The following is a 25131-nucleotide window of genomic DNA, read 5'->3' on the forward strand; positions in this document are numbered from 1 at the left end:
GTTCAGCACGTCGGTTCAGCGATTAAGCAAATGAATGCGCGCCATTTTCGCTTTGCGAATTTGTCCTGGAGACTGTGTCGCGGCCTTCCTGTAGGGTGGGGGCCGAATCTAAAACAGAATCAGCCTGAGGGATAAGGCGAATAGTCCGAGATTTTATGGAGTGATATGACGACACCAACACAGAGAGAATTTTTTCTCGATTCCATACGCGCATGGTTGATGCTCCTTGGCATCCCGTTTCATATTTCGCTGATCTATTCCACACATCAGTGGCATGTCAACAGCCTGACGCCGTCTGCGGGTCTGACCGTCTTTAACGACTTCATCCACGCCTTCCGCATGCAGGTCTTCTTTGTTATTTCAGGATATTTTTCCTACATGCTGTTCCTGCGCTACCCGCGAAAACGCTGGTGGAAAGTACGCGTGGAGCGTGTCGGCATTCCGATGCTGACCGCCATTCCCCTACTGACGCTGCCGCAATTTTTGATGCTGCAATATGTCAAAGGCCGCGCCGATAGCTGGCATACGCTTTCCGGTTACGACAAATACAATACGCTGGTGTGGGAACTCACGTCGCATTTATGGTTTTTGTTAGTGCTGGTGGTTTTCACGACGCTCGGTCTGCTGATATTTCAGTGGATAAAAAACGTCCCGGAAGAAAAAAGCGCGGCGCTGGCTGAACGACTGACATTAGGAAAACTCTCAGCGTTGTTTTTACTTTTTGGCGTCGCGTTTGCTGCTTTGCGCCGTTTTATTTTTATCGTCTACGCGCCGATATTAAGCGACGGGCTGTTTAATTTTGTGGTGATGCAGACCCTGTTTTATTCGCCGTTTTTTATTCTCGGCGCGCTGGCGTTTAAACACGCCTCGCTGAAAAACCGTTTTACGACGTTCTCGCCTGGCTGCGCGGTGGGCTCGACCGTGGCCTTTGTCGCCTATCTGCTGAACCAGCGATACGGCAGCGGCGACGCCTGGATGTATGAAACCGACAACGTCATCAGCATGCTGATGGGCCTGTGGATGGTGAATGTGGTGTTTTCGCTCGGCCACCGCCTGCTGAATTTCAAATCAGCGCGGGTCACCTATTTTGTTAACGCTTCGCTGTTTATCTATCTGGTGCACCACCCGCTGACGCTGTTCTTCGGCGCGTATATCACGCCACACATTCACTCGAACGCGCTGGGCTTTATCGCAGGCCTGGTGTTTGTGATTGGCATTGCGGTGGCGCTGTATGAGGCCCATCTGCGCATTCCGCTACTGCGCTTTCTGTTCTCAGGCAAGCCGCAAAATAAAACCCCGTCGCCGGGTACCGCGACGGGGTGATAGTGACACGCGCCCTCGCGGCGCGTGCTTTCAGAGCATCCACTCAACCGGCAGACGATACACAAGGCGCACCAAAAGGCGCTGCCAGAAGCGCGTTTTCGGCTCCTTTTTCCAGACAATCTCCTGACCGTCTTTCTCTTCTATCCAGTTGATGCGCCCCCAGCGGTCGAGACGTAGCGCCCAGGCCGCCTCGCGCCGCGTACGCGTAAAGCGCTTATGAATCGCACCCGCCAGCGTTTCGCTTTCAATCACAAAACCCATTTCGGTATTGAGCATCGCCGAGCGCGGATCGAAATTAAACGAGCCGATAAACACCTGATTTCCATCGACGCTGAAGGTTTTGGCATGCAGGCTGGAGCCGGAATTGCCGGTCAGCCCGCGGTCATGCGGTACACGCCCGGCCTCACGCGTCGGTTTCAGCTCATACAGTTCGACACCGTGACGCAGCAGTTTTTTACGCCAGCGTGCGTACCCCGCGTGAACGACCGCGACATCGTTCGCCGCCAGCGAATTGGTGAGTATGGCGATCCTCACACCTTTACGACGCAGCGCCAGTAGCATCGCCACGCCGCCGCGCGTCGGCACAAAATAGGAGGAGATGATATCGAACTGCGATTTGGGCTCGCCGATGTGCGTCATCATGCGCTGCGGAAGGAGGGTATGTCGGCGCGCTCTCCCCTGCCCTTTGCGCGGATCGTCGCTTAACAGCCGCGTTTTGGCCCACACCAGCGGGAGTGTGCGGGTTTCGATATAGCTCGCAAAACGCGTACTCTCCAGACGCTCAAGGTAGCGCTGCGCCACCGGATCGTCCTTCCAGTGCGGCGGCAACTGCACGCGGGCGTCTATATCTTCGGCCTCGACATCCAGCACGTTATCGAGCGTGGAGACTGACCGACTGCGCCAGTAGCGTTCGAAATCCTGCGTGACTTCCTCCACCACCGGGCCAATCGCCAGGACATCGAGATCGGAAAACAGCGGCTGTTCGCCCGCGCCGAAATAGGCATCGCCGACGTTGCGCCCGCCAATGATCGTCACTTCGCCATCCACCGTGAAGCTTTTGTTATGCATCCGGCGGTTGAGCCTGGCGAAATCGGTGAGATAGCCGAGCGCGCGTAGCGTTCGAAAAGAGAAAGGGTTGAAAAGACGGATTTCAATATTCGGATGGGCATTCAGCAGCCGCAGCGTGCTGTCCATGCCTACCGTATTGTTATCATCCAGCAGAATACGCACCCGCACGCCGCGTCGCGCCGCCGCCAGCAGTGCGCCAAACAGCAACCGCCCGGACATATCGTCTTCCCAGATATAGTACTGGACGTCGATAGTCTGCTCCGCCATCTCCGCCAGCAGGTAGCGGGCAGCGAAGGCGTCGAGGCTGTCATCAAGCGGATGTAAACCACTGTGGTTGGGGTGCTGCGCCGTCGTCGGCGCAATAGCGCGTCCGAGCCGGGTGTTATGCGCCCGGCTGTTCGTCGTATTGTCCCAGTAACCGCTGGTAAAGCAGGAAGTTTTCTTCGTCATAGCAGACAAAGTATACCTGCTTCGGTTGAGGGTGCCTGGTGAGATAGTCTGAAACGGTCTCAAAGGCGATTTGCGCCGCTGCCGCTTTCGGGTAACCGTAGATGCCGGTGCTGATCGCCGGGAACGCCACACTGTTGTAACCATTGGCGGCGACAAGCTGAAGGCTGTTGCGATAGGCATCCGCCAGCAGTTGCGGTTCGTTATCCTGCCCCCCGCGCCAGACCGGGCCCACCGTATGTACGACGGCTTTCGCGGCGAGATCGCCCGCTTCGGTTATCACCGCGTGGCCTGGCTGACATTCGCCCTGCTGCTGGCGCACCTGTCTGCAGGCGGCGAGCAGCGTCGGTCCGGCGGCACGATGAATTGCGCCATCCACCCCGCCGCCGCCCATCAATGAGGGATTGGCGGCGTTGACAATAACATCGACATTAATGCGGGTGATATCGCCCTGCACCACGTTAATACGTCCGGACATACTCCTCTCCTGACTTTCTACTGTTCCTTAAAGTGTAGAACAGCACGCCATGAGACTGCCGCCAAAACCTGCTCAGCGGTAGGTCAGTGTCAGGATACCCAGCGTATGCGAGGGATTGAGGTAATCGAGGCGGCTATGCACCCACTCAGAATGGCGTTCGCGTACACCCGAGCCGCGCAGAGAGAGCGTCTGTCGGTACATCTTAGTGCCATGCGAGCACGATACTTCAATGTGCGTCGCCTGGTGCGCGACCGCACAGCCTTCTTCGACAATCGCGCCATGAAAGGTAATCGTTCCACCCGACTGCGCCAGGGTTGCGCCAGAGAAACCTGCAACTGCAACACTCATCACAGCAACACGAAACCAATTAACCATGATAATAGTTCCCCAGAGGTATTTTAACTTGTAATTAACATATAAGTTACAATTACGCTTCAGGAAAGTATTCAACGCAAAAATTGTGACTGGCAGGTAAAAGCATCGCGCCCATAAAGGTGAGTAAAGGCTGCGAGGAGAAAATTCATAAACAGAAGCGGGATAAGAAAAAATCCGCATAAGCGGGTTTTATTTCACTCAGCAACCGTGGTGCTTTTTGGCGCTGCGCGTCCGGCAAGCCATTGCCCACTCGCTTTCATCGCCACACCAAAGAGCAGGCCCAGCAGCAGCGCGGGCAGCACGCTTGTCCAGTCGCCCTGTGCGGCAAACGTGGCGCAGGCACCGATAAACGTCCCCGGTACGAAACTGAGTAGCGTCTGGCGCGACTGAATACACATCAGAAACGCCACTACACCGGTCATGGCGTAGCTTAACCACGCGATTCCAGGCGCTACAGCGCTACCGGCGATAATTACCTGCGCCCACAGCACACCGCTGCCAAGCGTAAAGAGAATAGTCAGAAAGCCAGTAACGCCACCTTTGGGGCTGGCGAACCAGGCCGTACAGCCGAGAAAGCCTGCCCAGGAAGGCAGGCCGAGTGCGACGGCGGCCCACGCCCAGAGGGCGGAAAGCAGGCCTGTCGTTAATGCTAGAGAAAAGTGTCTGTTCATGGCGGCGTATCTTAACAAAACGCCGCCAGAGAAATGCGATCTGCCGCACGTCACATGAAATAACGCACAGTGAGTTACATTTTAAATGTGATATTAATTACATTTAAAAGTTACTCCGCATCCCCCTCTTCTTCCTCTTCCTGCAGTTCTTCCCACATCGCCTGGATGGCTTCACGCGTGATCTGCGCCAGCGTGCGCCAGAATGACGTGGCGGCGTGCGCTTCCACTTTGCCAAGGAACGTTTCATACCACGGGATCAGGAACTCGCCGAATAAGGTTTCCTGCGCTTCAATTTCATCTTCTGCAGACTGATCTTCAAGCCATGAGGCCGCCAGCAGCAGCAGACCAAAATGATCCGCCGCCGCCTCGCCGAGCGGCATGCCGCGCGCGGTTAAAAAGGCGCGAATCTCCTGCTCGCTACTTTCTGCCACCCAGGCCGAACGCAGCGGCGACACGCGGGCGTCATCCTGACCAAACAGCGCCTGATAATCTGCCTCGACGGCGTCCGGCTGGGCATTTTTTTGCAGCCGCGCCAGTAGCTCATCCTGCTCAAGCGGCCAGTTCTGCGCGAGCTTGCCTTCGCGGATAAGACCGTAAATCGGTGCCACAATCGGATCCTGCGGCGCACGGTACCAGAGCGAGCCGAGCAGGCGGCAAATTATTGAAAACTCATTCATTAACAGATTCCATTTCAGACAAAATTAAAGGGCGGCAAATTCAGCAATCGGCGTCATTCCGCGGGTTTCAAGAAAATCGAGCAGACGGCGCGGCGACACGTTAAGGATGCGATCCTCCGGGAAATCGACCTCATCCAGCACCTTGCGGCATTCATGGAAATCGCCGAGCGTAAACGCAGTATGGGAGTCCGAACCCAGCGCCACCCAGCCGCCCGCATCGCGTACCGCGGCAGCGATCGCTTTGCAGTTTGGTCCGCTGCCTTTACGGGAGTGGGTAAACGATGAGTTATTAATTTCAAGCGCGACCTGGTATTTCGCGGCGGCAGCGGCGACAGCCGGAATATCGACGGGATATTTTGGGTTTCCGGGGTGGCTGATGATATGCACCGTGCCGCTTGCCATCGTCGCGATCATCGCTTCGGTATTGGCGTCTTTATCCTGCGGCGCAAATACCGGCTCGTGGAAGCCCGCAACAATCAGATCGAGTGAATCGAGCATCGGGCCGGTGCAGTCAATCTCGCCTTCGCGGTTTTTAATATTCGCTTCGATACCGCGCAGAATGCCGACGCCATCCACGACGCGCGGCCAGATACGCATATTAATAAAGTGCCAGTGATGCGGCGCATCCGCCATGTCCGGGCCGTGATCGGTGATAGCCAGAAGCCGGACACCTTTCTGCTTCGCCGCGGCGATGTAATCATGCAGGTTGCTGTAGGCATGGGTGCTGGCGACGGTGTGCATATGCAGGTCAACGGGATACATGGCGCTCTCCTCTGTGATTTTGTGCAAGGATAACAGGTATCCCCGGCGATTTTTAGCCGAATCGCCGGGGTGCTAGTAGCCGCGCGCCACATCGACCTGGCCTTGCGGCATGTCGCCGCGCTCAATGCGCGCGATACTCTGTGCGATAAAGGCCACCGCTTCTTCAGGCCGGGTAACGGCTGCGACGTGTGGCGTAATGCGCACGCGCGGGTGGTGCCAGAGCGGGCTCTCATGCGGCAACGGCTCCTGCTGAAAAACATCCAGCATCGCGCCCTTCACTTTCCCGCGATCCAGCGCGGCCAGTAGATCCTCTTCCACCAGATGAACGCCGCGCGCCAGGTTCAGGACATACGCGTTGTCGTTAAGCGCCGCCAGCAAGTGCGCGTTAATAATGCCCACCGTTTCCGGCGTGTTAGGCAGAAGATTAATCAGCACCCGTGTGCCGCGCAGAAAAGCTGGTAGTTCATCGGGCCCCGCAAAGCTTTCAACGCCAGGCAGCGCTTTGCGGCTGCGGCTCCAGCAGCGCACAGGAAACCCCATGCGGCTCAGACTCTGCGCCACCTGGCCGCCGAGCACGCCCGCGCCGAGGACGCCTACCTGGAAGTCCGCATGGCGATACTCCTCAAGCGGCTCCCAGCGCGCCTCGCGCTGTAGCGCGGCGTAATCGTCGAAGCGGCGGAACCAGTGCAGCACCTGGCTTATGGCGTACTCCTGCATTTGGCCGGCCATACCGGCATCCTCCATCCGATACAGCGGCACGCCGGACGGCAGCAGATCCGGGTATTCATTCAAACGACTTAACAGCGAATCGACGCCCGCGCCGAGGGCGAAAATCGCCTTCAGATCCACGCGCCCGCGCAGCATGTCATACGGGGGATGCCAGACCAGCGCGTAATCTGCGGCGGCGTTATCGCCGGGCTGCCAGGCGCGAAGACGCGCGTGCGGCAGATGGCGTTGCAGTAAAGCCGCCCACTCGCTGATATCAAAAGTGGGATGGTAAAAGAGGATGTCCACGGCGCTTCTCCTGACAGGTCAATGGGATTAACCATAACAAAATCAGCCGCCTTTGGGGCGGCTGTCAGAGGAAAAGCGAAAAGGATTAGCGAATATCGATGGTGATTGATGCTGAGCCGGAAAATTCACCCATTTGCGGCGTATTACCGCTAAGGTTCACCGGTGCCGTAAGGATATCGACATTGCCAGTGCGGTTTGTCATATCGGTTGACGGATCCAGCGGCATTGGCACTTCTCCTGTGTTGACCGGGATGACCTGCTCGCTGTCATCTTTAATCAATACTCCGACATCCGGGTTTGTAGTGGCGAGCGCCTCCGGGATGCCGTTCGCTGGCGCGCCGGAAAACGTCATGGTTAACGTCACGCCATCGCTGATATTTTTACAGATATAGGCAATGGTTGTTTTTTTATCCACGAATCCTTCCGGTTTATGGCCGCGTGTCGCGAAATTTTTGGCAAAAATCGTGCCGAAATCTACGGAGATCACCTCGCCTGCATTGATTTCACAGCTTTGCGGCACGGTGATAGAACCCTGCACGAAAACCTTAGCTAATGGTTCTGTCGAATATTGGCCCGGACGTACTGTGCCATAAAGCGCAACTATTGGAGTCTGAGGTATGATGACCTGCCCCATAAAAGGTTTATTAATACGAAACGTCAATGAGCCTTGTCGACCCGTAGAAAATTCAGTTAATTCACATCCAGTATTTTTTGTATTCCAGATATCAATAAATGGAACCCCAGGATCGCCAACGTTTGCAATATGAATAAATGCGGCAACATCAAGATAATCGTTGAGATGTACATATGTGCCCTCACTATCCTTGATAGCGGGCATAAGATAATTAGCTTTGTAATAGATACCAGGTGATTCACTGGCATCATTTTTTGAACAATTACAATGCGCATTATAGGTTTCATTAGAACCGAAAGGGATGGTAAACGTCTTTCCTGAATAATTATTATCAGGATTTGCCACAGTTGTAGTCACATCAATGCTAAATATTTTTGGACCTGCGTCAGCGATACAATATCCATCTGCAACATCTGGATAATTCATTCCCTTTGCTGCTATGCTATTGAAAATGCAGCATATCAATATCCCGCCTATTATCATTCTAAACATAATTATATTCTCTTGTTTATCGGCACACGGCCATGAGAGGAAGCAATTCGCCCTCGTCTGCCGTCCTCTCAGGTAACACGACAGATGCCTGACAATGTTGCCCGGAATGGTTGCCCCATTTCACTTGCGCCATACCGTTCTCTTTAACGCCGGACAGATACACTACGCCGCCCTCATCCACCATACTTTCATAGTTTTCAATACCCTCAAGCGTGACCAGTGCGCCAAACGGCACAGGCTGACCGTTCGCCTGTCGCAGGGTCAGCAACACCCGAGATCCTTTACGCGCGTCAAAACGGGCATAAACCAGTGCGCCTTTGTTCGGGATAAGCGTCATGTGAGTGTTGTCGGCATCGACACCCGCGGGCAGTGTGGTGGTATCAAGCGACAGTTCATTTCTCTCATAGGGTGTGAGCCAGGGAATGACGGCATAGCCCAGCCAGTCGGTTGCCACCCCGGCCTGATTTTTAAAGCGGATATCGCCTGCGCCATTGGTATCCACCAGCGCGAAAGCGTCGCCGAGCGGCTGAGAAAAGGTGATGCCATGAGGGTGGACCACCAGCGCGCCAGAGACACCGTAATTCCACTGCTGCGAATCATCGGCGTGGTAATACCCCAGGCTCATATTGGCGAAACGTGATTTGTAATTCACATCGGCGCTGCTGTCGGCGGTGTTATCGCCTTCTTGTCCCGCCTGGTTATAGCTCTGCTGAAGCGAATAGCTAAGCCTGCCGTCATCCATCAGCGTGCCACTGAGGCCGCTCTGGTAACGCGTGTCGCCATCCTGATTCTGGCTCACGTTAAACGTCGCCCAGCTGTTAGAGAGCCAACGGCTCAACGGCACGCTAACGCTGAGTGCAATTTGCCGGTCAGTCTGCTCTTGCGTTTTATTCCACGTGGCGGAGAGCGACCAGGTCGCACCTGCTGCTGAGAAGGCGAAACCGGTAGAAAGGTTCTGTTCCTTATCCGTGCGATTCCAGAAATCACGCTGATAGCCGTTCAGGTAAAATGAACCCATGCTGTCGAGCGTCTGACTAATGCTGATTTGTAGCTGGCTACGCTGCTGATAGTACCCGCCGTAGCGATCGTCGAACCAGGATGCGTCATGGTTTGCTTCGTCAAAGCCGAAGTAACCACTGGTGGAATACCGGTATCCGGCAAGTGTGATGGAGGTGTCCGTCAGCGCAATGTTTTAGGAGTACTGAAAACGATAAGACTCGCCTGACGATGTGGTGTCATTCTGTAACTGGCTGCGCGCATGCGTGATATCAAGTGAGACCGAACCCCATTCATCCAGCCCAACGCCTACCCCTAACGCGGCGGCCTGCCAGGTATCAGCGCCCATTGCACCGCCGTAAAGCGTCAGCTGATTATTGACGCCATAAATCATCGTCCCCTGCGTAAACGTCGGTGTAGCATCTTCAGCACTGTTTGGATCGTACTCACCCGCCGTCAGGCTGTATTTCACCTGACCAGGCCGCTGCATGATCGGTACGGCGGAAAAGGGCTGAATGAAACGTCGCTCTTTGCCATCAGCCTCTTTAATGGTGACCTCCAGATCGCCGCTATGCGAGGTGGGATAGAGATCGCTGATTTCAAACGCCCCCGGCGCCACGGTATCGCGAAAAATGATGTAGCCATTCTGGCGTACCGTCACTTCGGCACTGGAATTTGCGATGCCCCGGATAACCGGCGCAAACCCGCGCAGACTGTCAGGCAGCATATTATCGTCGGATGCGAGCTGCGCGCCTTTGAATTTCACGCTGTCAAAGATGGCTGACGGGGAATAACTTTCTCCAAGCGTTAACTGTGAACGCCAGGGTTTAATATCCCGCTGCACGTAGGTGTAGATCGAGTCCCAGTGCGCCTCGTCGTCGCTTTTGTTCCAGGTGGAATAGTTACGAACGCGCCACGGGCCAATATTCAGTCCGTTCTGCAGGTTGAGATACCGTGAAGAATCGCTCTCGCCCACGTCGCTATGCGTATCCGTACCGTTAAACGTGTAGTTGCTAAATAACGCCGGGACGCCGTCATCCCAGTACTGTGGATCGACATAGCCCCGGGCAGTGTGGCGCAACGCCGCCTGAGGAATACTGACTTCCAGCGCCATCCGATGCGTATTAAGCCGCACCGATGCCGCCGGGATCAGCGCGCCAATATCCTCAATCGGTGCCAGCGGTGCCAGGGCCGCCAGCGCCGGATAGGCGTCGGTTTTGACGTTGAGTTCCTGTAGCAGCGCAGGCGTAATAACCGGATGGGTCTCTCCGCTCGCATCCACCGTCAGAGGAATCGTTCGGATAAACATTTCGCTGTCGTTAAGCCGAATGCGCAGCGGGTAGTTGCCCGCGGGGAGCTGGTCTTTCACGCTAAAAATGGAGAGATCGACGCCCCGCTGGCCCGGATCACCCTGCTCCATAAGCGTCGGATCAAACCAGACTCTCTCTTGCGCACGGGCGTGATAAAAGCCACCCGCGGCGAACGTCAGCGTGGCGGCAAGCAACGAAGCGAGAGCACGCACACGCCCGGGCAACCCTTGGTTTAAGGTATTCTTTTTTACTTTCACTGGCGCATTCCTTGCTGTCAGGCTCACAGATGGCGAGTCTCGGGTTTTGTCACGCCGCCATAATCATTGATGACGCGCCAGCTCACTTCTCGCCCGGTTTCCGTTGCAGGCAGCGTAAAGTGCTGGTTTGCGAAAGGCGCGAGCATATCAGCGCTCTGAATGCGTGTTGTTCCCACCTTCAGGCTGTCAAATACCATGTAAAAGGGCGTCGGGTTTTCGGCCACCAGTTGACCACCGGCGAGATGAAATGTGAGCTGTTTATAAGCCGTCCGCGCGTCGGCAACCAGCGCCTGCGGGCGGTAAAACAGCTTGAGGCGGGTTTTCACCACGAGCTTGAGAGTATTGACCGCATCCTGAGATGAGGGTGGGATGGCCCGGATATTCAGATAAAATAACGATTCGCGATCCTCCGGCAGGCTACCCGTTTTCGCAATACGCAATTCATGATCTTCTAAAGGCTCGATACGAAATAGCGGCGGTGTGACCATAAAAGGGCCGCGCGTTTTCCCGTCTCCGTTATCCACCCACGTTTGCAATAAAAAGGGGCTCTCAGTGCTGTTATTTTTAACGCCCAGTGCCGCCTCTTTTTTATTTCCCTCATAAATGATACGAGTACCGCCAACGACAATACCACCGGCGGTGACGTTATTTACCATGAAGAGCAGAAAGATAAAAAGATTCACCCTGAGAATAAATTTTCTCATCGCACGCATAGTCAACTCAGTTTGAAAGAAGAATAACAAGCCGCTAACCCGTGTTAACGGCTTGATGATACGTTAAATAATTGCTTAATTAGCGATAATCAAAAGTAATATCGGTTGTCCCGTTAGCTACCCCTGCGCCAACCGTGGTGCTTGTTGACTCATAATAGGCAATGAGATTGAGATCCATAGTTGTACTGGTTAACTCATATTTACGCTGAGTAAACTGATTCATCGGAATTGTTTCTCCTTTATCATCAGTAATAACTATAGCGACCCCTGTAGCTCCACCGTCAGCCACTTTTAAATAATCTTTATTTATAGGATCAGAATCACCTGTAAGATAAACAGTGAAGTGTGGGTTCTCCCCCTCCTCCACTATAGGACAATTTTTAAGCTTAATATTAATCGGTGTTGGAGGACTCTTAACACCAACGGTCGCGTTAAACTGATTAACGGAATAGACACCCAGATCCACATCCAGCACTTTATCGTCATCATCAATTTCACATGCCTGATCGGTAATTGTGCCTGTGAAATTAATTGTGCCATCCGCGGCTAAAACTGAAGCGGCATGAAATGATAGCGCGCCTGCAAGCGCCATCCAACAGAGCTTTTTTTTCATATCTTCTCCTTGATTGTTTATCCAAAATCATATGTTTTACAGATAAATATCCGCTGTAACCAAATGCTCGCGCATATTATCCGCAGATAAATAAATTGACAATTCCCTGCCTCATTTTTCGTTAAAGTTTCCAGATAAATAGCAAACTTTGTTTTGTATTAGTTACATTGTTTCATTCAATTAAAATATATATTGATTGAATATTATTTTGCTCTCGGATTATTTCAGCACGCCTGTTTCATTAGTCTATAGATGATAGTTTCTTCGGCTTGTATTCATGCGATTTAGTCATTATTTTTTGTATTATTTGCCATGAAAATTATTTATCGCTTTTGATTACGTCGCACAGATTAAAGAAATCTGTCAATGTAAGCGATTAAAAAAAACGCATATATTCATTCCTGTAACGGACAACGGGACTGGAGAAAGAGTGGTTGTTTTAAGCGCATTTTGTATGAAGTTTGTTTAAACGCGCCGAAAAGCGCTAAATTTACGTTGACGCCTATGGGCCTTTCCCCTACATTAGCGCCCGTCCCGACAGCATCGGGATGACAATATGGTGAGGTGTCCGAGTGGCTGAAGGAGCACGCCTGGAAAGTGTGTATACGGCAACGTATCGAGGGTTCGAATCCCTCCCTCACCGCCATATTCAAAGAAAGAGCCTGTACGCAAGTACGGGCTTTTTTGTTTTTATATCGCGCCGACCCGGGAGGGATGAGAAACCTCGACCAGGGTTCGACCACTGGCGCAGCCAGGGGGACAGTCTGCGAGCCACGCGAGCTGACTGCCCGCAGGGTGAGGCCCAACGGGCCGAATCAATCCCTCCCTCACCGCCATATTCAAAGAAAAAGCCTGAGCTAACCCTCAGGCTTTTTTGTTTTTTTATCGCGCCAGGAAAACGGCAGGTGCGCTCCGCTTACCTGCCCTACAAAACCTGCCGTAGGGTGGGTAAGCGTCAGCGCACCCACCAGCTGCCTGTCAGAGACATTTTCGTAAGGTGGGTAAGCGCCAGCGCACCCACCACGCCCGCGAGAAGGCAGGTGCCCACCGGTTAGCGCCGCGCCCCCGACGTCGTCACCGGCTCGGCGACGCGCTCCATCGCGATTGGGATACTTTTGTAAGCCGGGATCCCGCTTTGCGTGTCGTGACTGTCCAGCGGCACCAGCACGTTGGCTTCGGGGTAATAAGCCCCTACCGAGCCAGGAGCCATATCGATAACCACCACGGTCAGGTTATTGAGCCGCCGCGAGGTCGGATTGCCGTCCGGATCAAGCGCGGTCACGTTTACCTGATCGCCCACGCGCAGCTCGCGTTTTTCTGCCTCATCCGGGTTGATAAACAACACGTCACGCCGCCCGGTCACGCCGCGGTAGCGGTCATTCAGGCCATACAGCGTCGTATTGTACTGGTCATGGCTACGCAGCGTGGTCAGCACCAGATCGTGGCACTTAAGCGATCGCGGATCCTCATTAATCCCCTGCATCACCTTAAACTCCGCCTTGCCGGATGGCGTATTCCAGACGCGCTCCGAGGCCGCGTTACGCAGACGAAAACCGCCCGGCTGCTTAACACGCTCATTAAAGTTCGCGAACGCCGGGAACACCGCCTCGATGGCGTCACGGATAAAACTGTAATCACCGATCATTTTGTCCCAGTTGACGACCGTCTCCGGCAGCGTCGCTTTGGCAAGCCCCGCAACAATAGCGGGCTCTGAGCGCAGGTACGGCGACGCAGGTTGCAGCATGCCACGCGAGGCATGCACCATCGACATCGAATCCTCAACGGTAATGCTCTGTTCGCCCGACGCCTGCACGTCCGTTTCCGTGCGGCCCAGCACCGGCAGAATATAGTTGTGCTTGCCGAGCAGCAGATGCGAACGATTAAGCTTGGTCGCCATATGTACGACTAAATCGAGATTGCGCATGGCCGGAAACGTAACCTGCGGATCGGAAATCGCCTCGGCCAGGTTACCGCCCAGGCACAGCAACGCTTTTGCTTTACCGTCGCGCATCGCCTGAATCGCAGCGACAGCGCCATGGCCGTGTTTCTGCGGCGGTTTAAAACCAAACACGCGCTCGATACTGTCAAGCAGCGACTGCGGCGGGATCTCCGTGATGCCCACCGTGCGGTCGCCCTGCACGTTAGAATGCCCACGCAGCGGGCAGATGCCTGCGCCTTTTTTGCCGATATTGCCGCGCAGCAGCAGGAGGTTGGCGATCTGCTGCACGTTCTGGGTCCCGTACTGATGCTGGGTTATCCCCATGCCGTAACAGATAATGGTCCGCTCCGCTTTTGCATACAGACGCGCGACATTCTGGATTTCTTTGCGCTCCATACCGGAGACTTTCAGGATGTGATCCCACTCGGTCGCGTCGAGATCCGCCTTCAGCGCCTCAAACCCTTCGGTATGCTCACGGATAAACGCCTCATCAATGATGCCCGGCTCACCGTTCGCCAGCGCCTCTTCATGCATGGAGAGCAAAATTTTCATTACGCCTTTGAGCATGGCCGCGTCTCCGCCGACACGCACTTTATAGTAGGTCGAGGCGAGCGCAGTGGAACTCAACGACAGCATCTCAATAGGGCTTTGCGGCGAGGTAAAGCGTTCCAGACCGCGCTCGCGAAGCGGGTTAATAGCGACAATAGTCGCGCCGCGCTTCGAGACTTCGCGCAGCGTGCCGAGCATACGCGGATGATTAGTGCCTGGATTATGACCGATGCACAGCACCAGGTCGCAGTGGTCGAAATCGTCAAGCTCTACCGTGCCTTTGCCGACGCCGATAGATTCTGGCAAGCCGACGCTGGTCGGTTCGTGGCACATATTCGAGCAATCCGGGAAGTTGTTGGTGCCATATTCGCGGGCGAACAGCTGCCACAGAAACGCCGCTTCGTTGGAGGCGCGCCCCGAGGTGTAAAACTCCACGCTGTCGGGGTCGTCATAGCTGCGCAGGCGCTCGCCAATCTCCTGAAACGCCGTTTCCCATTCAATGGGTTGATAGGTATCGCTAGCCACGTCGTATTTCATCGGGTGCGTCAGCCGCCCCTCGCCTTCCAGCTCAAACGCATTGCGCTCCCACAGTTCGCTGACGGTATGCGCCGCGAAAAATTCCGGCGTGGTGCGTTTGCTGGTGGCCTCCCAGGAGACCGCTTTCGCGCCGTTTTCGCAAAACTCAAACGACGAGGCGTGCTGCGGATCGGGCCAGGCACAGCCAGGGCAGTCAAACCCCTGCGGCTGATTGACTTTGAACAGGGCAATCACGTCCTGCTTCATCGACATCTGGCCGCGGATAGCGTCAGCAACGGCCTTCAGTGCGCCCCAGCCGCCCGCCGATCCGCCATAAGGCGCGATGCCGATAGTACGATTTCGCTCTTTCATAGTGCTCCACATTCTCTGTCTCATAGTTGTGGTTTAAGCCTGGTACAGAAAATGCGATAAGCGAAGCGAATGAAGGGATATCAGGCGGTATTGAGGGCTGTAATGGCGGGTTTTGCAGGAGAAAACGCCATTTCGTTTAACCCTTAACCGAACGATAAAGAAAGAAAAAAATCTGCTTGACCGTTTTCATGCAGATCCCTATAGTAGCGCCCCGTTGCCCCGCTACGCGAGGCAGCAAGACAATATGGTGAGGTGTCCGAGTGGCTGAAGGAGCACGCCTGGAAAGTGTGTATACGGCAACGTATCGAGGGTTCGAATCCCTCCCTCACCGCCATATTCAAAGAAAGAGCCTGTACGCAAGTACGGGCTTTTTTGCTTTTATATCGCGCCGACCCGGGAGGGATGAGAAGCCTCGACCAGGGTTCGACCACTGGCGCAGCCAGGGGGACAGTCTGCGAGCCACGCGAGCTGACTGCCCGCAGGGTGAGGCCCAACGGGCCGAATCAATCCCTCCCTCACCGCCATATTCAAAGAAAGAGCCTGTACGCAAGTACGGGCTTTTTTGCTTTTATATCGCGCCGACCCGGGAGGGATGAGAAGCCTCGACCAGGGTTCGACCACTGGCGCAGCCAGGGGGACAGTCTGCGAGCCACGCGAGCTGACTGCCCGCAGGGTGAGGCCCAACGGGCCGAATCAATCCCTCCCTCACCGCCATATTCAAAGAAAGAGCCTGTACGCAAGTACGGGCTTTTTTGCTTTTATATCGCGCCGACCCGGGAGGGATGAGAAGCCTCGACCAGGGTTCGACCACTGGCGCAGCCAGGGGGACAGTCTGCGAGCCACGCGAGCTGACTGCCCGCAGGGTGAGGCCCAACGGGCCGAATCAATCCCTCCCTCACCGCCATATTCAAAGAAAGAGCCTGTACGCAAGTACGGGCTTTTTTGCTTTTATATCGCGCCGACCCGGGAGGGATGAGAAGCCTCGACCAGGGTTCGACCACTGGCGCAGCCAGGGGGACAGTCTGCGAGCCACGCGAGCTGACTGCCCGCAGGGTGAGGCCCAACGGGCCGAATCAATCCCTCCCTCACCGCCATATTCAAAGAAAGAGCCTGTACGCAAGTACGGGCTTTTTTGCTTTTATATCGCGCCGACCCGGGAGGGATGAGAAGCCTCGACCAGGGTTCGACCACTGGCGCAGCCAGGGGGACAGTCTGCGAGCCACGCGAGCTGACTGCCCGCAGGGTGAGGCCTAACGGGCCGAATCAATCCCTCCCTCACCGCCATATTTAAAGAAAGAGCCTGTACGCAAGTACGGGATTTTTTGCTTTTATATCGCGCCAGGAAAACGGCAGGTGCGCTTCGCTTACCTGCCCTACAAATCTTCCGTAGGGTGGGTAAGCACAGGCGCACCCACCGACCGCCTGCATTGGCAGGTGCGCTCCGCTTACCTGCCCTACAAAACCTTCCGTAGAGTGGGGAAGCGCAAGCGCACCCACCATTCGCCTGCATTGGCAGGTGCGCTCCGCTTACCTGCCCTACAAAACCTGCCGTAGGGTGGGTAAGCGCAAGCGCACCCACCTTCCAGCCACAGAGAAAACGCAAAAGATAAAAACAAAAAAAGCCCAACACACGTTGGGCTTTTACGTGGTGATATCAGGCGAGCTTAATCGTAGGCGTTAAGCGTTCGCTGGCAGAGCGCGGAGCGCACGCAATCGGCTTTACCGAACCGCACGATGCCAATCATTTCATCTTCCTCAAAACGCGCCAGCGCGTCGCTCAGGCCGGACTGCACGCCCGCCGGCAAATCGCACTGCGTGATGTCGCCATTGACTATCACGGTCACGTTCTCCCCGAGGCGGGTTAAAAACATCTTCATCTGCGCGGCTGTCACGTTCTGGGCCTCGTCCAGAATCACGACGGCGTTCTCAAAGGTACGTCCGCGCATATAGGCGAACGGCGCAATCTCAACTTTCCCGATTTCCGGGCGCAGGCAATATTGCATGAAGGAAGCACCAAGACGGCGCACCAGCACGTCATACACCGGGCGGAAATACGGGGCGAACTTCTCAGAGATATCGCCGGGCAGGAAGCCGAGATCTTCATCGGCCTGCAGAACCGGGCGGGTGACAATTATCCTGTCGACATCCTTATGAATCAGGGCCTCAGCGGCTTTCGCCGCGCTGATAAACGTTTTGCCGCATCCGGCTTCACCGGTGGCGAATATCAGCTGTTTGCTCTCAATAGCCTCAAGATAATGCGCCTGAGCGTCGGTACGAGCGACAATCGGCGCGTTATCGCGGCTGTCCCGCGCCATGCCGATTGCTTCAACGCCACTCATTTGCACAAGCGTGGTGACCGATTCCTCTTCACGCTGCCGGTGGCTGCGTGAATCTCGTCTGAGAACGCGTCTTGCTTCACGACGAGCTTTGATCACTGCTTTCTGTCTTCCCATGGATGGCACCTTGTTAAGTTGGTTTACATGAGCCGCGTCCTGCTGATGGACGCGATTATGCGCACAAACGTTTGAGGTTTGGCTTCCTTTTAAGCCATAGATTGCCGGTCGAAAAGACGCGGTAGTACGGCTACGCGCACCGCTTACCGCATCGTCTGGAACAGGGTGAGAAGCTTTGAACGTTTCTGAGGGGGTGGAGATAACGCTGCCGGAGGAGGCTCCTCCGCGCCGGGTGGTGCGGGTTGTTTTCCGTTTAAGTCCAGTTCTGGACGCTACCATTCGCGATCTCCATCGTGCTACTGCTGCCACAGAGGGGAACTACCGCTAACACTTTAAGTACAACAAAAATTATCAACTTTGCAACATAATATTTACTAAAAGATAACTTTTGAGACTGAACGTCTGATGCATCTTTTATGACAGAAAAATATTACAGAAATGTATCAACAGAATAGCCGCCGCGAAAATGCTCTGCCACGTTCGCGCGAAAATTGTTAGCAAATGAAAACAAAAACCCCGCCGTTATGGCGGGGCTTCGTCAGGCTTTCAGCAGGCCGTCGGCAAGGAAGCGGGATTTATCCGCCACCCCCGGCAGCACAAAGAAATAGCCGCCGCCGATAGGCTTCACATACTCCTCCAGCGCCTCGCCGTTAAGCCGTTTTTGCACCGTTAAAAATCCCTTTTCGAGATCGTGCTGGTAGCAGACAAACAGCAGGCCCATGTCGAGCTGGCCGGAATTGGTCACGCCGAGCGAATAGCTGTAGCCGCGGCGCACCATCAGGCTGGACTGCGTCTCGGGTGTGCGCGGGTTCGCGAGCCGGATGTGGCTGTCGAGCGCAATCACGTTACCGTCAGGATCTTTACTGTAGTCCGGCACGTCATGCTCATGCTGCATACCAAGTGGCGCGCCGGTCTGTTTGTCGCGCCCGAAAATCGTCTGCTGCTCTTTGAGCGGCGTGCGGTCCCAAAACTCCACGTGGAACTGAATAATGCGCACGGCCTGATAGCTGCCGCCCACCGCCCACGCGGGCTCGCCCTGATCCGGCGTTACCCACACCACGCTGTCCATTAACGCGGTATTACGCGTATCGGGGTTCGCGGTGCCGTCTTTAAAGCCAAGCAAATTCACCGGCGTCTCTTTGCCACGGCTGCGCGCCGCGTGATCTGAGATAAACCCTTCACGCTTCCAGCGCACGCTCAGCAGATCCGGCGTGTGCTTAATAATATCGCGCAGCGCATGGATCACCGTATCCTGGGTATTGGCGCAGATTTGCAGCAGCAGATCGCCGTGACACAGCGCCGCGTCCAGTGAATCGTTCGGGAAACGCTCCATCTTTTGCAGCTTTTTCGGCATCTGCGGCGCAAGGCCGTAGCGATCGTCAAATAAAGAACGCCCCAGCGATACGGTGATCGTCAGGTTATCCGGCGCAATCACCGGCCCCAGAATACCGGAATCCATCGGCGGCAGACGCGGGTTCGGCGTCTGCGGCGCCGGGCCGCCCGCGGTTAAAAACGCGATGCGGTCGGTGAGCAAACGGAACAGCCGTTCGAGATCGGCTTTGTTTCCCGCCAGCACATCGAAGGCCACCAGCATCATCGACGCCTGCTGCGGCGTCAGCACGCCTGCCTGATGCGCGCCGTAAAACGGCTGCGTCTCCTGACGCGCATCCGGGGGAAGCGTGCCGGGCGCGCTCTGTACCTGCGCGCCATGCGCCACCGGACAACCGCCGGTGACCGCGAGCGCGCCGGTCAGCGCGCCCAGCCCTTTCAGCAGACGGCGGCGCGCCGGTTGCGGCACGCCGTGAGTATCATGTTCTTGCATTACGCTTAGTCCAGTCCGAGCACGCCACGCAGTAACGAGAGATCTTCAGCAAGCGAGGTAATCGGCCCTTTCAGCGCGTTGCGGTCAGCGTCGGTCAGCTTGTCGTAGGTCTCAAAACCGTCTTTAGTGCGGTACTTCGCAAGGATCGCATCCACTTTTTTGAAGTTCGCGTCCACTTTCGCGAGCAGCGGCGCGTTCTCTTTTTGCAGTTGCGGACGCAGCAGATTCACAATTTTCTGCGCGCCATCGATATTGGCCTGGAAATCCCACAGATCGGTGTGGCTGTAGCGATCTTCTTCACCGCTGATTTTGCTGGCCGCCACTTCTTCGATAAGGCCTGCCGCGCCGCCCACGACTTTGCCCGGCGGGAAGGCGAGTTCACTGATGCGTTTTTGCAGCTCCAGCACGTCGCTGTTGAGCTTGTCGGCATACTGCTCCATGCCTTTGACGCTGTTATCGCCAAACAGCGCTTTTTCCAGGCGGTGGAAGCCGGTAAATTTCGGGTCGGCTGCTTTCTGCTCGTAATCATCTTCGCGGGCGTCGATGCTGCCGTCGAGATCGGAGAACAGCTCGGCGATAGGCTCGATACGCTCATAGTGCTGGCGAGTGGGCGCGTAGAGGGATTTCGCTTTGGCGATATCGCCTGCTTTTACCGCGTCGGTAAACGCTTTGGTGCCGGAAACCAGCGCGGCGGTTTCGGCGCTCACCCAGGTTTTGTACTCGGTCACAGCGCCTTCCAGCGACATCAGCTCGCTCTTCGCCGCCGCTTTTTCACCACCGGCGGCCTTGACGATAAGCTTGCCTTTCGGGTTGCTCAGCAGGCCGCAGGTCATGTCATATTCACCCGGCTCCAGGTTAGCGGTCATCTTCTGGCTAAAGCCTGGCGCGATGTTTTCGCGCTCTTCGACGACCATCACGCCTTTAAGGATTTCCCACTCCAGCGCCTTCTGGCTGTGGTTCAGGATGATGAACTGGGTTTTACCGGCGTTTACCGTGAGCGTCATCGGCTCGCACTGTTTGTCGTTTACGGTGACTTTCACCTGCGGAATATCCGCCGCGCGGGCGGCAAAGGCGGAGCTGATAAGCGCCAGCAGCGTCACGGAAAGCGCGCTACGGCGAAGTTGATTCGTCATGACCATCCCTCTAAAAGTATGTTGTAACTAAGCCACGCACGGGCGCGGCAAAAAATCAGGCGTTCCCGGAGACGCGCGCTTCGGCGCGCGCTGGCAGCGCATAAAACGCCAGCGCCGGGATCAGATAGATAAACCATACCGCCACTTCGCTGACGGTCGGCGCTTCCTGGTAGCCGAAAATGCCTTCCAGCAGCGTGCCGGTGAGCGAATGCGTGGAGAGCACATTGCTGAAATCAAACGCCACGGCCTGGAAGTGGTTCCACAGTCCGGCTTCATGAAACGCGCGAATGGCACCCGCCGCGAGCCCGGCGGCGACGAGCAGAATAAAGAGGCTGCTCCAGCGGAAAAACGCGCCGAGATTAAGACGAATGCCGCCCCAGTAGAGCAGAAAACCGAGCACCACGGCGGTCGCAAGCCCAAGCATTGCGCCGAGCGGCGGCCAGACGCCGACATCCTGGCCAAACGCCGCCAGCAGGAAGAAGACCGATTCCAGACCCTCGCGCGCGACCGCAAAAAACACCATCATGATCAGCGCCCAGCCGTGACCGCCGGGGCGTTTCAGCGCGCGATCCACGGCCTGTTCCAGCTCGCCTTTCACGTTGCGGGAGACTTTACGCATCCAGAACACCATCCAGGTGAGGATCACGACGGCCACCGTCGCCACAAGCCCTTCAAACAGCTCCTGCTCTTTTTGCGGGAACTCGCCGGTAGTTTCATTGATAAAAATACCGAGGCCTAAGCAGAGGGCGGCGGCGAGAAACACGCCCGCCCACATTACGCCAAGCCAGTTGCCGCGCTGCGTGCGTTTAAGATAGCTCGCAATAAGGCTGACGATGAGCGCCGCTTCAAGGCCTTCACGCAGCATAATCAGAAAAGGAACAAACATTCGGGCACCTGTAAGTGTGAAATCAGGTCAACTGATGCAAAGAAACGTAAACGGGAGTGAAAGTGATTATCATTACCGCCAAAAGAAAAACAAGCGAAATGTGGGGATAAGTATGACGAAGTGTAAAAGTTGCGAAGTTGAGTAGTCACCTGATGAAACCATAAGCGAAATCGGCTGGCCCGGCGCCGCGTTTTCTCTTTCCACCGCCCTCTGAAAACATTCACCTGAAAAATAGCCAGCCATCGCTTTTTCTTATTCCATTTGCCAGATAACGATGCGGGAAATTATGCTTAGCGCGCTGTTTACCGGCCCGTTTTTATGTGGCTAACTATTTTTCTTTCAGACACCTGCGTAACTATGACAACCATACTGCATTTTATTTTCGCCGTGGTGGCGATCCTCCTGCTCGCGTGGCTCGCAAGCTTTGACCGTAAAAAGATCCGCCTGCGTTATATTCTTCAGCTGATTGTGATTGAAGCGGCGCTCGCCTGGTTCTTCCTGCATGCACAGGCCGGGCTGCTGGTTATCCAGTCGATTGCCGGCGCGTTCTCCTCGCTGCTGCACTTCGCGGCCCAGGGCACCGATTTTGTCTTCGGCGGCATGAGCCAGAAAGGTCTCGCGTTTGTCTTTCTCGGCGTGCTCTGCCCTATCGTGTTTATCTCCGCGCTCATCGGCATTCTGCAACACTGGCGCATTCTGCCAATTTTTATCCGCGTCATCGGTACGCTGCTGTCGAAAGTTAACGGCATGGGTAAGCTGGAATCCTTTAACGCTGTCAGTTCACTGATCCTCGGCCAGTCGGAAAACTTTATCGCCTATAAAGGCGTGCTGGCGGATCTCTCCTCGCGTCGGCTGTTCACAATGGCGGCGACCGCCATGTCCACCGTTTCGCTCTCCATCGTTGGCGCGTATATGTCGATGATCGAGGCGAAATATGTGGTGGCGGCCCTGGTGCTTAACCTCTTCAGCACGTTCATCATTCTCTCGGTTATCAACCCGACGCGCCCGCAGGATGAGCCGGAAGTGAAGCTTGAAAAGCTGCATGAATCACAAAGCTTTTTCGAGATGCTCGGCGAGTACATTCTGGCGGGCTTTAAGGTGGCGATGATTATTCTCGCGATGCTGATTGGCTTTATCGCCATTATCAGCGCGGTGAATGCGCTGTTCCTGACGCTGTTCGGTCAGAGCTTCCAGCAACTGCTGGGCTACGTGTTTTACCCGCTCGCCTGGCTTATCGGGATTCCGGCGCAGGATGCCCTGACGGCGGGCGGCATTATGGCCACCAAGCTGGTCGCCAATGAGTTCGTGGCGATGATCGAGCTGCAAAAAATCGCCGCGACGCTCTCCCCGCGCGGTCTCGGTATTCTGTCGGTCTTCCTGGTGTCGTTTGCCAACTTCGCGTCCATCGGCATTGTGGCCGGGGCGATTAAGGGGCTGAACGAGCCGCAGGGCAACGCGGTGTCGCGCTTTGGCCTGCGTCTGGTCTATGGCGCGACGCTGGTGAGTTTACTCTCCGCGGCCTTCGCCGGGCTGGTGCTGTAAAAGAAAAGGCGGGGTCTCCCCCGCCTTTTTCAGAACTGTACGCACACGCTTTCATCGACGCGCATGACCGACTCCTGCGCAAAGCGCGATTTGTAAATTCCGCGCAGAGCTTCAATCCCCTTCTCGCTCACGCTGTCATTCGCGTGAATCAGCATCAGCGCCTTGCTTGGCTCGCGCGCCACCTTGCCATCGTTACCGAGCCACTGCCCGCGCGCGTCAAATACCGTCAGCCCGTCGCGAAAGCGCGGCGTGACGTCGTTATCCACAAAACGCTGCCACTCGTCTGCGGTAATTGCCGGGCCGGAGGGCCGGTTGAGGCCAAAGTACAGCGTGGTTTGCGTCATGCGGTTTTGCGCCGCGCAGCGCGGCGCCTGTTCTGGCGCGTGCGGCGCGCAACCGGCGAGCGTCGCCGCCAGCGCGAGTGAAACAATAATCTTGTGAATCGCCATCATCCTGTCCTTTTTTGTTATGGGTGAACGCGACGATAACAGCGTAAATCGCGGCGTCTGGCAAGCTACCGGATTGATGAAAAAGAAAAAACCCGCCGGGTGGCGGGTTTGTTAAGACGCTTAGCTGGCGCGAAGCTTAGACGGCGCAGGCGTGTGATACTCCTCGTCCGCTTTTTCAAAGCGCGCCTGCATGGAGGCCGACGGCGCTTTGCCCATCAGGCTCACCACCACGATACCGAGGCTTGCAAAGATAAAGCCCGGAATGATTTCGTAAAGGTTAAACCACGCGAACTGTTTCCAGACGATAACCGTCACCGCGCCGATGATCATGCCCGCCAGCGCACCGTTGCGCGTCATGCGCGACCACATCACCGAGAACAACACCACCGGGCCGAAGGCCGCGCCAAAGCCCGCCCACGCGTAGCTCACCAGGCCCAGCACGCGGTTTTCCGGGTTCGCGGCCAGCGCAATGGCGACCAGCGCCACCACCAGCACCATCATACGCCCGACCCACACCAGCTCTTTCTGGCTCGCGCCTTTACGCAGAAACGCTTTGTAGAGGTCTTCGGTAATGGCGCTGGAGCAGACCAGCAGCTGGCAGCTCAGCGTTGACATCACCGCCGCCAGAATTGCCGACAGCAGGATACCGGCAATCCACGGGTTAAAGAGGATCTGTGCCAGTTCAATAAACACGCGCTCGCCGTTCTGGTTCACCGCGGCCGCTTGGTCAGGATGCTCGTTAAAGTAGGCGATGCCGAAGAAACCAACGGCCACTGCGCCCGCGAGGCACAGGATCATCCAGGTCATCGAGATACGACGCGCGTTGACGATGGTGTGGTGAGAATCCGCCGCCATAAAGCGCGCCAGAATGTGCGGCTGGCCGAAATAGCCCAGTCCCCAGCCCATCAGCGAGATAATCGCCACCAGATTCAGGCCCTTGAGCATGTCGATATTTTCGATGCTCTTCTGCTTAATAACGGCCAGCGAATCGTCCAGCCCGCCGACCGCGAAAATCACAATCACCGGCGTCAGGATCAACGCAAAAATCATCAGGCTCGCCTGCACGGTATCGGTCCAGCTCACCGCCAGGAACCCGCCGATAAAGGTGTAAAGAATCGTCGCCGCGGCACCCGCCCAGAGCGCGGTTTCATAGCTCATGCCGAAGGTGCTTTCGAACAGGCGCGCGCCCGCCACGATGCCTGAAGCGCAGTAAATGGTGAAGAACAGCAAAATCACCAGCGCCGAGATAATCCGCAGCAGACGGCTGTTATCTTCAAAACGGCCGGTGAAATAATCCGGTAACGTCAGGGCGTTATTGTTGTGCTCGGTGTGAACACGCAGGCGCCCTGCCACCAGCTTCCAGTTGATCCAGGCACCCAGCGTCAGGCCGATGGCTATCCAGCTTTCGGAGATCCCGGAGAGAAACACCGCGCCCGGCAGGCCCATCAACAGCCAGCCAGACATATCCGACGCGCCCGCAGAGAGCGCGGTCACCACGCTCCCGAGACTGCGCCCGCCGAGAATGTAGTCATCAAAGTTTTTGGTGGAGCGCCACGCAATAAACCCAATCAGTATCATCCCCAAAATATAAATAATGAAAGTCACCAGCATCGGTGTACTCGTCGTCATTTCACTTCTCC

Annotated in this window: 19 protein-coding genes, 2 tRNA genes, 6 other RNA genes and 1 pseudogene; 10 read left to right on the forward strand and 18 right to left on the reverse strand. The window is 55.8% G+C overall.

What is annotated here, in order from left to right; all coding sequences use genetic code 11:
- Positions 1-165 precede the first annotated feature (165 nt).
- Positions 166-1323 carry a glucans biosynthesis protein MdoC gene (mdoC, locus tag CSK29544_RS17895; RefSeq protein ID WP_007888969.1) on the forward strand — a complete coding sequence of 386 codons (1158 nt, stop codon included), beginning with the start codon at positions 166-168 and terminating at the stop codon, positions 1321-1323.
- Between the two features lie 30 nt (positions 1324-1353).
- Here the strand turns inward: mdoC and CSK29544_RS17900 are convergent, their stop codons facing one another.
- The 11 genes and pseudogenes from CSK29544_RS17900 to CSK29544_RS17950 form a co-directional block, all read right to left on the reverse strand.
- On the reverse strand, positions 1354-2841 hold the full coding sequence (locus CSK29544_RS17900) for a phospholipase D family protein (RefSeq protein ID WP_029039368.1): 1488 nt from the start codon (positions 2839-2841) through the stop codon (positions 1354-1356).
- Positions 2774-3316 carry an O-acetyl-ADP-ribose deacetylase gene (gene ymdB / locus CSK29544_RS17905; protein WP_007888971.1) on the reverse strand — a complete coding sequence of 181 codons (543 nt, stop codon included), beginning with the start codon at positions 3314-3316 and terminating at the stop codon, positions 2774-2776. The genes CSK29544_RS17900 and ymdB overlap by 68 nt, the downstream gene beginning before the upstream one ends.
- A gap of 72 nt (positions 3317-3388) precedes the next feature.
- Entirely contained in the window at positions 3389-3691 is a 303-nt protein-coding gene (locus CSK29544_RS17910; protein WP_007888973.1) for a YmdA family protein, read from the reverse strand.
- A 194-nt stretch (positions 3692-3885) separates the two neighbouring features.
- On the reverse strand, positions 3886-4362 hold the full coding sequence (locus CSK29544_RS17915) for a DUF1097 domain-containing protein (protein WP_007888980.1): 477 nt from the start codon (positions 4360-4362) through the stop codon (positions 3886-3888).
- Positions 4363-4472: 110 nt separating this feature from the next.
- Positions 4473-5039, reverse strand: a complete 567-nt coding sequence (locus CSK29544_RS17920) for a TorD/DmsD family molecular chaperone (protein ID WP_007888982.1) — start codon at positions 5037-5039, stop codon at positions 4473-4475.
- 24 nt (positions 5040-5063) lie between these two features.
- Complete coding sequence (locus CSK29544_RS17925; RefSeq protein ID WP_007888983.1) at positions 5064-5801, reverse strand: phosphatase; 738 nt, start codon at positions 5799-5801, stop codon at positions 5064-5066.
- A 72-nt stretch (positions 5802-5873) separates the two neighbouring features.
- Complete coding sequence (gene ghrA / locus CSK29544_RS17930; RefSeq protein ID WP_007888984.1) at positions 5874-6815, reverse strand: glyoxylate/hydroxypyruvate reductase GhrA; 942 nt, start codon at positions 6813-6815, stop codon at positions 5874-5876.
- Positions 6816-6900: 85 nt separating this feature from the next.
- Positions 6901-7875 (reverse strand): fimbrial protein, encoded by a 975-nt coding sequence (locus CSK29544_RS17935; RefSeq protein ID WP_029039367.1) that lies wholly within the window; start codon positions 7873-7875, stop codon positions 6901-6903.
- Positions 7876-7957: 82 nt separating this feature from the next.
- A pseudogene (locus CSK29544_RS17940) lies at positions 7958-10504 on the reverse strand (fimbria/pilus outer membrane usher protein).
- Between the two features lie 23 nt (positions 10505-10527).
- Positions 10528-11217: a fimbrial biogenesis chaperone gene (locus CSK29544_RS17945; RefSeq protein WP_007888987.1), complete on the reverse strand. Its 690-nt coding sequence runs from the start codon at positions 11215-11217 to the stop codon at positions 10528-10530.
- A 79-nt stretch (positions 11218-11296) separates the two neighbouring features.
- Complete coding sequence (locus tag CSK29544_RS17950) at positions 11297-11830, reverse strand: fimbrial protein (RefSeq protein WP_007888988.1); 534 nt, start codon at positions 11828-11830, stop codon at positions 11297-11299.
- Positions 11831-12388: 558 nt separating this feature from the next.
- On the opposite strand from CSK29544_RS17950, the gene CSK29544_RS17955 reads away from it, so the two are divergent.
- Positions 12389-12476 (forward strand) — tRNA-Ser (locus CSK29544_RS17955).
- Between the two features lie 47 nt (positions 12477-12523).
- A non-coding RNA gene (locus tag CSK29544_RS23300) (RtT sRNA) lies at positions 12524-12666 on the forward strand.
- A gap of 215 nt (positions 12667-12881) precedes the next feature.
- Here the strand turns inward: CSK29544_RS23300 and CSK29544_RS17960 are convergent.
- The gene (locus CSK29544_RS17960; protein WP_007887862.1) at positions 12882-15206 is read right to left on the reverse strand and encodes an FdhF/YdeP family oxidoreductase; all 2325 of its coding nucleotides are present in this window, start codon (positions 15204-15206) and stop codon (positions 12882-12884) included.
- Positions 15207-15452: 246 nt separating this feature from the next.
- Here CSK29544_RS17960 and CSK29544_RS17965 point away from each other — a divergent pair.
- The 6 genes from CSK29544_RS17965 to CSK29544_RS23325 all read left to right on the forward strand — a co-directional run bounded on the left by CSK29544_RS17965 (position 15453) and on the right by CSK29544_RS23325 (position 16490).
- Positions 15453-15540, forward strand: a tRNA-Ser gene (locus CSK29544_RS17965).
- A 47-nt stretch (positions 15541-15587) separates the two neighbouring features.
- A non-coding RNA gene (locus tag CSK29544_RS23305) (RtT sRNA) lies at positions 15588-15730 on the forward strand.
- A 47-nt stretch (positions 15731-15777) separates the two neighbouring features.
- Positions 15778-15920: non-coding RNA, RtT sRNA (locus CSK29544_RS23310), on the forward strand.
- A gap of 47 nt (positions 15921-15967) precedes the next feature.
- Positions 15968-16110, forward strand: a non-coding RNA gene (locus CSK29544_RS23315) — RtT sRNA.
- Between the two features lie 47 nt (positions 16111-16157).
- Positions 16158-16300, forward strand: a non-coding RNA gene (locus CSK29544_RS23320) — RtT sRNA.
- Between the two features lie 47 nt (positions 16301-16347).
- Positions 16348-16490: non-coding RNA, RtT sRNA (locus CSK29544_RS23325), on the forward strand.
- A 380-nt stretch (positions 16491-16870) separates the two neighbouring features.
- Here CSK29544_RS23325 and phoH read toward each other — a convergent pair.
- The 4 genes from phoH to efeU form a co-directional block, all read right to left on the reverse strand.
- Positions 16871-17659 carry a phosphate starvation-inducible protein PhoH gene (phoH, locus tag CSK29544_RS17970; RefSeq protein ID WP_004387572.1) on the reverse strand — a complete coding sequence of 263 codons (789 nt, stop codon included), beginning with the start codon at positions 17657-17659 and terminating at the stop codon, positions 16871-16873.
- A 538-nt stretch (positions 17660-18197) separates the two neighbouring features.
- Positions 18198-19481: an iron uptake transporter deferrochelatase/peroxidase subunit gene (gene efeB / locus CSK29544_RS17975; RefSeq protein WP_007898009.1), complete on the reverse strand. Its 1284-nt coding sequence runs from the start codon at positions 19479-19481 to the stop codon at positions 18198-18200.
- A 5-nt stretch (positions 19482-19486) separates the two neighbouring features.
- Positions 19487-20614 (reverse strand): iron uptake system protein EfeO, encoded by a 1128-nt coding sequence (efeO, locus tag CSK29544_RS17980; RefSeq protein WP_007898010.1) that lies wholly within the window; start codon positions 20612-20614, stop codon positions 19487-19489.
- 55 nt (positions 20615-20669) lie between these two features.
- The gene (efeU, locus tag CSK29544_RS17985) at positions 20670-21500 is read right to left on the reverse strand and encodes an iron uptake transporter permease EfeU (protein ID WP_007898011.1); all 831 of its coding nucleotides are present in this window, start codon (positions 21498-21500) and stop codon (positions 20670-20672) included.
- Positions 21501-21857: 357 nt separating this feature from the next.
- Here efeU and CSK29544_RS17990 point away from each other — a divergent pair, with 357 nt between their 5' ends.
- Positions 21858-23042: a NupC/NupG family nucleoside CNT transporter gene (locus CSK29544_RS17990; protein WP_004387577.1), complete on the forward strand. Its 1185-nt coding sequence runs from the start codon at positions 21858-21860 to the stop codon at positions 23040-23042.
- 29 nt (positions 23043-23071) lie between these two features.
- Here CSK29544_RS17990 and CSK29544_RS17995 read toward each other — a convergent pair whose 3' ends face one another.
- Together CSK29544_RS17995 and putP are read right to left on the reverse strand one after the other, a co-directional pair.
- Positions 23072-23494, reverse strand: coding sequence for a DUF3574 domain-containing protein (locus CSK29544_RS17995; RefSeq protein ID WP_007898012.1), 423 nt, complete (start codon positions 23492-23494; stop codon positions 23072-23074).
- Between the two features lie 117 nt (positions 23495-23611).
- Positions 23612-25120 (reverse strand): sodium/proline symporter PutP, encoded by a 1509-nt coding sequence (gene putP / locus CSK29544_RS18000; protein ID WP_029038936.1) that lies wholly within the window; start codon positions 25118-25120, stop codon positions 23612-23614.
- Positions 25121-25131: the final 11 nt, after the last annotated feature.

The sequence above is a fragment of the Cronobacter sakazakii genome, from assembly GCF_000982825.1.
Lineage (GTDB): Bacteria > Pseudomonadota > Gammaproteobacteria > Enterobacterales > Enterobacteriaceae > Cronobacter > Cronobacter sakazakii.